The following is an 11,247-nucleotide window of genomic DNA, read 5'->3' as shown; positions in this document are numbered from 1 at the left end:
TCAGCCGGTAACCATCATTGCCGCGATCTCGGCTTCGGCGGCCTTTGTGCCCTCCACCATGGCCTCGCAGGCGAATTTGAGCAGGTTGCCGCGCATCTTGATTTTCTTGACGTGGATTTTCAACTGGTCGCCCGGGACGACCGGTTTGCGGAATTTCGCATTATCGATGGTCAGGAAATAGACCAGCGACGGCTTTTCCGTGTTGAGGTTACGGATGCAGATCGCGCCGGCGGTCTGCGCCATGGCCTCGACGATGAGCACGCCCGGCATCACCGGCTGATCCGGGAAATGGCCCTGGAAATGCGGCTCATTGATGGTCACGTTCTTGATGCCGATGGCAGAATCATTGCCGTCGATTTCGATGATGCGATCGATCATCAGGAAGGGATAGCGATGCGGCAAAAGCTTCATCAAACCCAATATATCGACCGCTTCGAGCGTCGCCGGCACCATCTCAGCTACTTCCCCCTTCGCCCTGCTTGCGCGTCCTGGCGAGCTTCCTCAGCATGGCGATCTCGCGCATGGCTTCCGCCATCGGCTGCGCCGGATAGCCTCCCCAGATCTCGCCCGCCGGCACGTTGCTCATGAACCCGCTTCTTGCAGCAAGCTTGGCCCCTGATCCGATGGTCAAATGATCGGCAAGGCCAACGCCGCCGCCCATGGTGACACCGTCGCCGACAGTGACGGAGCCGGAAATACCAGAGAGCCCGGCAATAATGCAATTGCGGCCGATGCGAACGTTATGGGCGATCTGCACCAGATTGTCGATCTTGGTGCCCTGACCGATGACCGTATCCGACATGGCGCCGCGATCGACGGTCGTGTTCGAGCCGATTTCGACATCGTCCTGGATGATGACGCGGCCGACCTGCGGCACACGCTCAGGGCCTTTGGCGCCGCCGACAAAGCCGAAGCCGTCCTGGCCTATCCTGGCGCCGCCATGAATGATGACGCGGTTGCCGATCAGCGCATACTGAACACTGACACCCGGCCCAATGTAGCCGTCACGGCCGATCTGGCAGGAGGGGCCGATAACGGCGTGGGGGGCAATGACCGTTCCGCTGCCGATGGAAGCGCGGGGGCCGATGACCGCTCCGGCCTCGATGATCGCCCCGGCCTCGATATGCGCCGAGGCATCGACATGAGCTTGCGGCGAGACCCCGGTTTCGCTGGTCATCGGTCCCGGCGTAGCCGCCGTCGGGAACAGCAGCCGGCCGATCATGGCGAAGGCCTGCTGCGGGCGCGGATGAACCAGAACCGCGATGCCGGCCGGCGCCTTGCCCGCGAACTCGGCGGGACAAAACACGGCCGCCGCCTTCAGCGACTGCATCAGCGCGAAATTGCGCTTGCCGTCGACGAAGACGAGCGCACCCTCGCCGCCTTCATTGGCTGGCGCCAACGCATCGATCGATATGTGGGCAAAATCGGAATCGACAAGCGATGCGCCGGTCAGATTCGCGACTTCGCCAGCCGTATACCGGCGTGATGGCGCGAAGAACACCGGATCGGTCATTCCAGAAGCAATATCCAGCTAGGTCGGATCAATTCTCTTCCGGACCCCAACGGCCCGGAAGCATCGTTACCGCAAGATCAGAAGCGGCTCGACATGCCGAAGTTGAATTCCTGCACGTCGTCGGTCTTTTCCTTCTTGACGGGCATCGCGTAGTCGATGCGGATCGGGCCGAAGGGCGATGACCACAACAAGCCGACACCAACCGACGCGCGCAACTTCATATCAACCGAGGCCTGAGTGACGCCAGGAGTATCAATCTTGCTGCCGTACAGTGTGGCGGCATCAGCAAACACAGCGCCACGCACGCCAAAGCTTTCCGGAATGACCGGTATCGGGAACTGAGCTTCCGCCGAAGCATTGAAATAGGTGGTGCCGCCGAGGTGGTCACCTGTTGCAATATCCACAGGGCCAATGCCACCATACTCGAAGCCGCGGATCATGCGGTCGCTGCTCTTGAACTGATCGAAGATACGCAGTCCATTATCGCCATAGCCCGCGATATGGCCAGCACCGCCGGAGATCAGGCCGACCAGATCCAACTGTTCTGATAGAGTCTGGTAGACGGTGCCGCGACCGGTAACCTTGACGAATTTGGCATCGCCACCAAGGCCGGCCACTTCCACAGTCGTGGTGGCGTAGATGCCTTCATGCGGGCTCTTCATGTCGTCTATGGTGTTGTAGACCAAGCCGAGACTGACGGACGATTTGATCCAAGGGCTTTCATCAATACCCTCTCGAATTGCGGCAGAAACGTCGCATTTCGAGGGATCATAGGTGCCGCTGGTCAAGCAGTCATCATCATATTTATACTTTTCCTGCGCGATATTGTACGCTAGCTGCGTCGAGATATTATCGGTGATCGGCAGGCCGAAGCGAACCGTCGCACCCAGCGTCTCGCTGTCGTAGTCCGAATAATTTCGCGTCTGCTGGAAGATATCGAAACCGGCGGCGATACGGCGCCCGAGGAAATAGGGCTCGGTGAAGGACAGGCTGTAGTCGCGCGAATTCTTGCCGCCGCCGGCCGAGACCTTGATGTACTGGCCGCGACCGAGGAAGTTGCGCTCCGCAACCGATCCCTCGACGGACGGACCGGCAGTCTCGCCACCGGTCGAATAACCGGCGCCGATCGAGAACTCACCAGTCGACTTCTCGACCACGTCGACCACAAGCACGACCTGGTCAGGCTCGGAACCCGGAACAGTCGAAATGTCGACTTTCTCAAAATAATCCAGCGCTTCCAGCCGCTTCTTCGCGCGCTGAATGAGAACCTGGTTGAAGGCGTCGCCTTCGCTGACATCGAATTCGCGCCGAATGACATAGTCGCGCGTGCGGTCGTTGCCGCGGATTTCGATGCGCTCGACATAGGCCTTGGTGCCCTGGTCGATCGTGTAGACGACCGAAATGGTGTGATTCTCGAAGTTACGGTCGCCGCGCGGCGTCACCTGGGCGAAGGCATAACCAGAACCCGCCACCTTCTCGGTCAGCGCGATGATGGTGTCCTCGACATCCTTGGCGTTGTAGACGTCGCCCTTGTGCGTCTGAACCACCGATTCCAGCGCCTTCGAGTCGACTTCGGGAATGGTGCTCTCGACGCTGACGTCGCCGAACGTATAGCGGTCGCCTTCCTGGACGGTGATGGTAACGGTGTACTGGTTGGTCGTGTCGTCGAGCTCGCCGACAGCTGAGACCACCTGGAAGTCGGCATAGCCGTGATTGTAATAGAAGCGGCGCAGCGATTCCTGGTCGGCGCGCAGCTTGTCCTCGTCATAGACGTCGTCACGCAGCACGAAGGACAGGAAGCTCGAGCGCTTGGTGGCGATGACGTCGGACAGGCGGCGGCTCGAATAGGCGCTGTTGCCGACGAAATTGACGGCGGCGATCTTGGTGCGGCCGCCTTCGTTGATGTTGAAGACCACGTTCACCCGGTTGTCGCCGAGATCCATGATCTGCGTCGTGACAGTGGCGTCATCGCGGCCAATCCGCCTGTAGGCAGCCTTCACCGCCTCGACATCGGAGTCCAGCGTTGCCTGCGAGAACGTCCCGCGCGGCTTCAACTGCACGGCGACTGCCAGCGCATTGTCCTTGAGCTTCTTGTTGCCCTGGAACAGAACCTGGTTGACGACCTGATATTCGGCAACCTTGACCACCAGCGTCGAACCGACCTGATTGATCTGCACGTCCGAGAACAGCCCGGTGCCGAACAGCGCCTTGACCGCATCGTCGATATCGGCGCTGGAAAACGCCTTGCCCGGCTTGATCGTGATGTAGTTGCGGATGGTGTCGGCGTCGACACGCTGGTTGCCGCTGACCTCGACTCTCGAGACAACGGCTGCCTGCGCCGCAGATGTGGCAACGAACTGCACGGCGAGCGCACCTGGTACAACCAGAGCGGCGGACATAGCCACCGCGGACGCGGCGCTCAAAAATTTGGATGCTGCCTTCATCGGGCTTTTGTACCTTTTCTCGAAGTCCCCACGGCGAGAAAACCGGACGTGCGGTAATTTCTCCTACCGTATTAACCGGATTTTCCCTACACGCAAGGCTTCTGGTTAATTTGTAATTACTTAACCCTGATGCGTGGCTTTCGCGTCACGCATACCCCCGTGCATGGTAAACGGCGTCTCAACATTGCCGGTGCTGAAGCCAAATTTCTTCATGATTTCAGCACCCAAACAGATCGTTCCAGAAGACGAAGCCCATAAATCCCAGCACCAGAAATAGGCCGGCCCGGTATCCCATTTCCATCATCCGCTCCGATACCGGACGCCGGAAAACGGCTTCGAGTGCGTAGAACAGGAGGTGGCCGCCGTCGAGGGGGGGAATCGGCAAAAGGTTCAGAATTCCGATCCCGACCGACAGCCCGGCGACGAGTTGCACCAGCCATAGGAAGCCCAGCTTTGCCGCCTGCCCCGACATCTTGGCGATCTTGATCGGGCCGCCCAGCTGGCATTTGTCTTCGCGGCCGACAACGAATCGCTGCAGGAACTGGCCGGTGCGCTGAATGACGTGCCCCGTCTCCTCGACCGCGGCGCCGACTGCTCCGACAGGGCTGTAGGTGATCAGCCTGGGCTGGCCGACATCCTTGTTGTTGACGACGCCGATGACGGCCACCTTGACCTTGTTGCCCAGTGCGTCCAGCTGCTCCATCGGCTCCGGCGTCGCGACGACGGTGACCTCCTTGCCGTCGCGCAACATGGTGAAGGTGATGGCGTCGCCGCCGCGGCCTGAGACCAGGCGTTGGACGTCGGCGAAGGTCTCAACCTTGCTGCCGTCGACGGCGACGAATCGGTCGCCTGGCAAAATGCCGGCCCTTTCGGCTGGACTGCCGGCGGTGACCGCCGCCACCATCGGCTCAAACACAGGGCGGCCGTAGAGGGAAAACAGCACGGCAAAGACGGCAATGGTCAAAAGGAAGTTGAACAGCGGTCCGGCCACCACCGTGGCGGCGCGTTTCCAGATGGGTTGCGTGTGGAAGGCGACCTTGCGTTCAGCGTCAGTCAGCGTTTCCAGATCTTCCGAACTCGGCTGGCTCGACGTGGCGCTCATGTCGCCGACGAATTTGACATAACCGCCGAGCGGTATGGCGCAGAGCTTCCAGCGCGTGCCGTGGCTGTCGTTGAAGCCGAGAAGTTCGGGGCCGAAGCCGATCGAAAAGGCCTTCACGCCAATGCCGCACCAGCGGCCGACCAGGTAATGGCCCATTTCGTGAATGAAGACGACCACGGTCAGCACGAACAGAAACGGCACCAGCGTGCCGAGGACAAAGCCTTCCGTGCTGAAAAACGCGTGAAGAATTTCGTTCAAGTCATGCCCTCAAATTCACCCGCGGCGAAAGGTGTCGCCGCGACTGTGACATCAATCCAGGCGAATCCGTGGCGTGCGCCATTTCTTCGCCGTGAAATATCACTCAAGCCGGAAACAGCCCCTGCGCCGGATGATCGGCGCCCGCCGAAATCCAGCCGATCACGTATAGGGCAAAAGCCGCCGCGACAAGCCCGTCCACCCTGTCCATGACACCGCCATGCCCGGGTATCAACGCGCTTGAATCCTTGCGGCCGTGGCGGCGCTTGACCCAGGATTCGAAGAGATCGCCAGCCTGGGCAACAATCGACAGCACCAGCGCAACCAAGGCGAGGACGCCAAGATTGCCGGCCCCGGCGGCGGCAGCCAGAAGCACGCCGGCGGCCACGCCGCCGACAGCGCCGCCAAGTGCGCCGCTCTGCGTCTTGCCGGGGGATATCGATGGCGCGAGCTTGGGCCCACCGACGGAGCGGCCGACGAAATAGGCAAAGATGTCGGTCGCCCAGACCACGGCGAACAGAAACAAGATTGCGAGCAGGCCGGGATGGTCGCCGCCGCGCAGCAGCGCCAGCGATAAGCCGGACAAAGCCGCGTAGGCAAGACCGGCTGCATCCCATTGCGCCGCTCCACGCATACGGGCGCCGACAGCAGCGACCACAACCATGGCCAGGACAAGAGACAGAAGCCACGATGCCGGCACGCCTGCAACCAGGGCGACGACGAAAACCAGAAGCAGCGCTTCGGGAATGAAGCCGAGGGTCGCACCGGCCAAGGGGCGCGACATGCGCGCCCATTCATAGAAGATGACCGCCGATATCCCGGCGCAAAGCAGGCGGAACCACAGCCCTCCCAACCAGGTCAGGCCAAGCGCTATTGCGGCCAGCACCAGCGCCGAGACGATGCGAAGCTGAAGATTGTTCATCCCGCCGCCGATCACGAGGCAGCGACATCTTGAGCGGCAAGCCCGCCAAAACGGCGCTCGCGGCCAGCAAAATCGCGCAATGCGTCGGCCAGGTGTTCGCGGCTGAAGTCAGGCCAGTAGCAAGGCAGAAAAACCAGTTCGCTGTAGGCTGCCTGCCACAGAAGGAAGTTCGACAGCCGAAGCTCGCCACTGGTGCGGATGACCAGCTCCGGATCGGGAATGCCTGCGGTGTCCAGGGCGCCGGCAAAAGTGTCTGCCGTGATCGCCTCTGCGTCGATCTCGCCGCGCGCCACTGCGGCTGCGAGCTTGCGTGCCGTGCGCACGATCTCGTCGCGCCCGCCATAGTTGAAGGCGATGACCAAGGTCAGCGATTCATTGCGCGCAGTCAGCGATTCGGCCTCTTCGAGCAGGCCCCTGATGTCCGGCTGCAGCCCCGCCCTGTCACCGATGATCCTGACGCGCACGCCGTTCTGGTGCAGTTCGGCCAGATCGCGGCGGATGAACAGCTTCAAAAGCCCCATCAGGTCGCTGACTTCGGCCTTGGGCCGCGACCAGTTTTCCGATGAAAAGGCGTAGACGGTCAGGAAGGAAATGCCGAGACCGGGCGCGGCGCGCACCGTCTTGCGCAGCGCTTCGACGCCGGCGCGATGGCCGGCAAGCCGCGGCATGCCGCGCGCCTTGGCCCAGCGTCCGTTTCCATCCATGATGATCGCGACATGCGCGGGCGTTGCCATTGTCTCGCTTTCGGGCCGGTGTGGGCCGACCCTAAACCTGCATGATTTCAGCTTCCTTATCGGAAAGCAGGTGATCGATGGTGCTGATCGTTTCGTCAGTCAGCTTCTGGACCTGATCGGAGCGCTTGCGCTGATCGTCCTCGCTGATATCGCCGTCCTTTTCCGCCTTCTTCAAGAAGTCCATGCCGTCGCGACGGACATGGCGCACCGCAACGCGGGCGTTCTCGGCGTAGCCATGCGAGATCTTGACCAGTTCCTTGCGGCGCTGCTCGTTGAGCTCGGGCAGCGGAATCCTGAGATTGGTGCCGTCGACGATCGGATTAAAGCCGAGATTGGATTCTCTGATGGCACGATCGACCGCGCCGACCATCGACTTGTCCCAGACCGAAACCGAAATCATGCGCGGCTCCGGCACCGACACGTTCGCTACCTGGTTGATGGGCATGGTGGTGCCGTAGGCCTGGACCTGGATGGCGTCGAGCAGATTGCTGGAGGCACGGCCGGTGCGCAGCGAAGCCAGATCGTGCTTGAAGGCGGCGATCGCGCCATCCATGCGCCGCTTGAGGTCGTCGAACTCACCACTCATCTTAGTCTCCTCGACCCGTTTGATCCGGGTTCACTGCTTAGGGCCTATAACGGACCCTCTTTCGAAAACTGATCCCTTTTTAGGAGAGTATACTCCGGATTACTCGTCGGCGACGATCGTGCAACGGCCGCCGCCCCGCAGAATATCGCCGAAACCACCTTTTTCGTGGATCGAATAGACGATTATCGGGATGTTGTTTTCGCGCGCAAGTGCAATTGCGGCGGTATCCATGATCGAAAGGCCCTTGTTGATGACTTCGGCATGGCTGATGCGCTCGAAGCGGGTCGCATTCGGATCCTTCTTGGGATCGGCCGAATAGACGCCGTCGACCTGGGTGCCCTTGAACAACGCGTCGGCGCCGATCTCGGCGGCGCGCAAGGCCGCGGCCGAATCGGTGGTGAAGAACGGATTGCCGGTGCCGCCGGCGAAAATGACGACCTTGCCCTGGTTCATATAGGCGGTGGCCTGGCGCTGGGAAAAACTCTCGCAAAGTTCGGGCATGGCGATGGCCGACAGCACGACGGCATCGACGCCGATCTTGTTCAGCGAGGTGCGCAGCGCCAGCGAGTTGATGACGGTGGCCAGCATGCCCATGTGGTCGCCGGTGACGCGGTCGCCGCCCTTGGATGCCACCGCCACGCCGCGAAAGATATTGCCGCCGCCAATGACGACGCCGACCTCGATGCCAAGTGCGCGGGCTTCGGCGATGTCGGCGGCGATTCGGTCGACCACCGAGACATCGATGCCGAAATGCTGCTCGCCCATCAACGCTTCGCCCGACGCTTTCAGCAGGACACGTCGATAGAGGGGCTTTGCCGTCATCTGGACCTCGTCATTGTTGCGTGTGGCAGCCTGGGCAGCCCCCCCTCGCGCGGGCGCCGCCGGGGGCGCGAGCCCCCGTACCGATACCCCACGGCCGCCGGGTGCACCGGCGGCGCCCCTCGCCCAATTGCGCCTTCCCGTCGCGGCCCGTCAGTTGCTGGTGATGCTGACGGCGTCGCCCTCGACCAGCAGCGGCGGCGCATAACCCAACGGCTTGTCGCCGGTCACGGCGCCGCCGGTAACCCGGGCTTGTATGTCGGAACCGAAATAGGCGTACGGGAATGGCGGCGGTGTCTTGCTGACCGTATCCAGCCGCGCGCGAAGCTCGGCGGGTAAAGTGAAATCCAACGCCGCCAGATTGTCCTGCAACTGCGCCAGCTTGGTGGCGCCAAGAATCACGGTGGCGATGCCCGGTTGCGTTGCCACCCAGTTGAGCGCGACCTGCGCCATGCTGCGTCCGAGTTCGGCGGCAACTTTTTCGAGCTCCGCCACGATCGCCCAGTTGCGCTCGGTGAACTTCTGGAACCCCGGATGAGTGGTGTTGCGAAAGCCGTCGAGCCGGCCGGCATGGCCTTCCTGCGTCGGCCGGTACTTGCCGCTGAGCAGCCCGCTAGCCAGCGGGCTCCACACCATGATTCCTGCGCCATGGCGGGTGCCGAAGGGCACGAACTCATTTTCGATCGAACGCTCCGCCAGCGAATATTCAAGCTGCAGGGCCGACACCGGCTCGTAGCCGCGCCACTCGGCGATCGTCTGCGCGCGGGCAGCATACCAGGCCGGCACATCGGACAGGCCGACATGGCGAATTTTGCCCGCACGCACGAGATCATCCATCGTGCGCATGACCTCCTCGGCCGGCGTCAGCCCGTCCCAGACATGGAGGAGGTAGAGGTCGATATAGTCAGTGCCCAACCGCTTCAGCGAGGCGTCCACGGCGCGCAAGATGTTCTTGCGGCCATTGCCACCGGCGTTCGGATTGCCGGGCTCCGCGTTGAAGGTGAATTTCGTGGCGATCACCGCTCTGTCGCGCAAGCCTCGCTCGGCGATGAATTCGCCGAGCCAGGTTTCGGCTGTGCCGCCGGTGTAGAGGTCGGCGGTGTCGAAGAAATTGCCGCCGGCCTCGACATAGGCGTCGGCCATGGCGCGCGCGGTTTCCCTGTCCGCGCCCCAGCCCCATTCGGTGCCAAAGGTCATGGTGCCCAGTGCCAGCCGGCTGACGCGCAGGCCGCTGTTGCCCAGTGTGTAATAGCTCATGGTCATGGTGTTTTTCCTATCCTGATTTCTTGACGCCGGCTCACTGGCCAGGCGTCATCTTGACCCAGGGATTGCCGCGCTCATGCGTGGCGCGGAAAACGAAGCCGTCGACTTTCCAGCCGGTCCCGGAGCGAACCAGATGGTGCTCGTAGGTGCCCCAGACTTCCCACAGCGGGTCGCCATTGCCTTCCATCCGGTTCCAGGCATAGCCGTTCGAAGAGACGGTCGCCGCGTCCGCCTCAAAGATCACCTGGTGATTGGTGCGCAGATGCAGGCTGGTCTTGCTGCCCCTGAGGTTGCCGGCCCAGGTACCGATCAGATTGTCGGAGGGGATGGTGGCGGCAGGCTGTCCTGACAGGCTGCTGAAGTCGACGGTGACACGGTCGGCGAAATAGGAGCGGGCAAGCTTCCAGTCCTGCGCATCGACGGCACGGTCGATGGCATCGGCGATGCGGATGACGGCGCGTTCGTCGGCGAGCGCGCGCCAACCGGACGGCTCGGCGCCGCCGGCATCGACCGGCGCTAGGGCAAGGCCTGCGGCGAAGGTAGCGTGTTTCAAGGCATCCATCTCTCTTCTCCTTTGTGCATCGGTGATGGCAATATGGGTCAGCCTGTCGGCATCGAGAAGATTGAAGTGTTCGCAAGGACTATGCGATATCATGCATGAATGGACCGGGATCTGCTCAGTCATTTGCCTGTCATCGTCGCCGTTGCCCGACGCGGCGGCTTTGCGCTAGCTGCGGCCGAACTGGGCATGTCCCCATCCGCCGTCAGCCATGCGGTGCGCCTCGTGGAGGAGCGGATCGGCCAGCCGCTGTTTGCGCGCACCACGCGCAGCGTCTCGCTGACGGAAGCCGGCAAGGCGCTGGTGGACACAGCAGCCCCTGCCCTCCAGGATATCGCCGACCGGATGGACCGCATCCGAGCCATCAAGGGCCGGCCCTCCGGCTTGCTCAGGTTGAACGTTCCCAACATCGCCGTTCCACTTGCCGTCACTCCCGTGGCCGCCGCGATGGCTGAACGCTATCCTGATGTGACCATCGAATTGCTCACCGACCAGGGGCTGGTGGACATTGTCGGCGAGGGTTTTGATGCCGGCATCCGGCTGGGCGAGATGATCGCACAGGACATGGTCACGGTCCGGCTGACGCCGCCATTCAACGCCGTGATCGTCGCCTCCCCCGCCTATGTCGGCCGGCATGGCCGTCCGCGCGGTGTGGCGGATCTTTCGGACCACAATTGCATCGGCTACCGGCTTGTGCGCTCCGGCGCACTCTATCGCTGGGACCTGACTGAGGACGGCAAGGATGTCGTGGCCGAGACGAAGGGTACGGTCATCGTCACCGATTCGCTGGCCGCGATCGACCTTGCGCTTGCCGGCGTCGGGCTGACCTATGTGTTCGAGCCGCTGGTGCGCGCGGAATTGGCCGCCGGCCGCCTCGTTCAGATCCTGCCGCAAACGGCGATCGAGGAGCCCGGCCTCTTCCTCTACTTCCCGCGCAGGGCGTCGATGGCGCCAAAGCTCAGGGCCTTCATCGACACCGCACAAGAAATTGGCCGAGCATCCTTGCGGACGCCCGGCCGAGTTGCCTGAGCTGAGAAGCCCTTTTCGGGG

General features: G+C 62.3%; 11 protein-coding genes. 1 reads left to right on the top strand and 10 read right to left on the bottom strand.

Annotated elements, in window-relative coordinates; translation table 11 throughout:
• The 10 genes from fabZ to NKJ78_RS03890 form a co-directional block, all read right to left on the bottom strand.
• Entirely contained in the window at positions 1-453 is a 453-nt protein-coding gene (gene fabZ, locus NKJ78_RS03935; protein WP_352459337.1) for a 3-hydroxyacyl-ACP dehydratase FabZ, read from the bottom strand.
• Between the two features lies 1 nt (position 454).
• Positions 455-1,513, bottom strand: a complete 1,059-nt coding sequence (gene lpxD, locus NKJ78_RS03930; RefSeq protein ID WP_023684695.1) for a UDP-3-O-(3-hydroxymyristoyl)glucosamine N-acyltransferase — start codon at positions 1,511-1,513, stop codon at positions 455-457.
• Positions 1,514-1,590: 77 nt separating this feature from the next.
• Positions 1,591-3,957: an outer membrane protein assembly factor BamA gene (gene bamA / locus NKJ78_RS03925; protein ID WP_352459338.1), complete on the bottom strand. Its 2,367-nt coding sequence runs from the start codon at positions 3,955-3,957 to the stop codon at positions 1,591-1,593.
• A gap of 217 nt (positions 3,958-4,174) precedes the next feature.
• Positions 4,175-5,317 (bottom strand): RIP metalloprotease RseP, encoded by a 1,143-nt coding sequence (rseP, locus tag NKJ78_RS03920; protein WP_023688578.1) that lies wholly within the window; start codon positions 5,315-5,317, stop codon positions 4,175-4,177.
• 103 nt (positions 5,318-5,420) lie between these two features.
• Positions 5,421-6,236 carry a phosphatidate cytidylyltransferase gene (locus tag NKJ78_RS03915; RefSeq protein ID WP_352459339.1) on the bottom strand — a complete coding sequence of 272 codons (816 nt, stop codon included), beginning with the start codon at positions 6,234-6,236 and terminating at the stop codon, positions 5,421-5,423.
• 11 nt (positions 6,237-6,247) lie between these two features.
• Positions 6,248-6,970, bottom strand: coding sequence for an isoprenyl transferase (locus NKJ78_RS03910; protein ID WP_023748403.1), 723 nt, complete (start codon positions 6,968-6,970; stop codon positions 6,248-6,250).
• Positions 6,971-7,001: 31 nt separating this feature from the next.
• Positions 7,002-7,556 (bottom strand): ribosome recycling factor, encoded by a 555-nt coding sequence (frr, locus tag NKJ78_RS03905; protein WP_023671027.1) that lies wholly within the window; start codon positions 7,554-7,556, stop codon positions 7,002-7,004.
• Between the two features lie 99 nt (positions 7,557-7,655).
• Positions 7,656-8,378: a UMP kinase gene (gene pyrH / locus NKJ78_RS03900; RefSeq protein WP_023671026.1), complete on the bottom strand. Its 723-nt coding sequence runs from the start codon at positions 8,376-8,378 to the stop codon at positions 7,656-7,658.
• A 150-nt stretch (positions 8,379-8,528) separates the two neighbouring features.
• The gene (locus NKJ78_RS03895; RefSeq protein ID WP_023745113.1) at positions 8,529-9,638 is read right to left on the bottom strand and encodes an aldo/keto reductase; all 1,110 of its coding nucleotides are present in this window, start codon (positions 9,636-9,638) and stop codon (positions 8,529-8,531) included.
• 34 nt (positions 9,639-9,672) lie between these two features.
• Positions 9,673-10,200 carry a nuclear transport factor 2 family protein gene (locus tag NKJ78_RS03890; RefSeq protein WP_023671025.1) on the bottom strand — a complete coding sequence of 176 codons (528 nt, stop codon included), beginning with the start codon at positions 10,198-10,200 and terminating at the stop codon, positions 9,673-9,675.
• Between the two features lie 99 nt (positions 10,201-10,299).
• On the opposite strand from NKJ78_RS03890, the gene NKJ78_RS03885 reads away from it, so the two are divergent.
• Entirely contained in the window at positions 10,300-11,226 is a 927-nt protein-coding gene (locus NKJ78_RS03885) for a LysR family transcriptional regulator (protein ID WP_023671024.1), read from the top strand.
• The last annotated feature ends 21 nt before the right edge of the window (positions 11,227-11,247 follow it).

Origin of the sequence: Mesorhizobium sp. M0037, assembly GCF_040323635.1 — a bacterium.
Lineage (GTDB): Bacteria > Pseudomonadota > Alphaproteobacteria > Rhizobiales > Rhizobiaceae > Mesorhizobium.
Note: the sequence above shows the minus strand (reverse complement) of the source record. Positions and strands in the feature narration are given on the sequence as shown.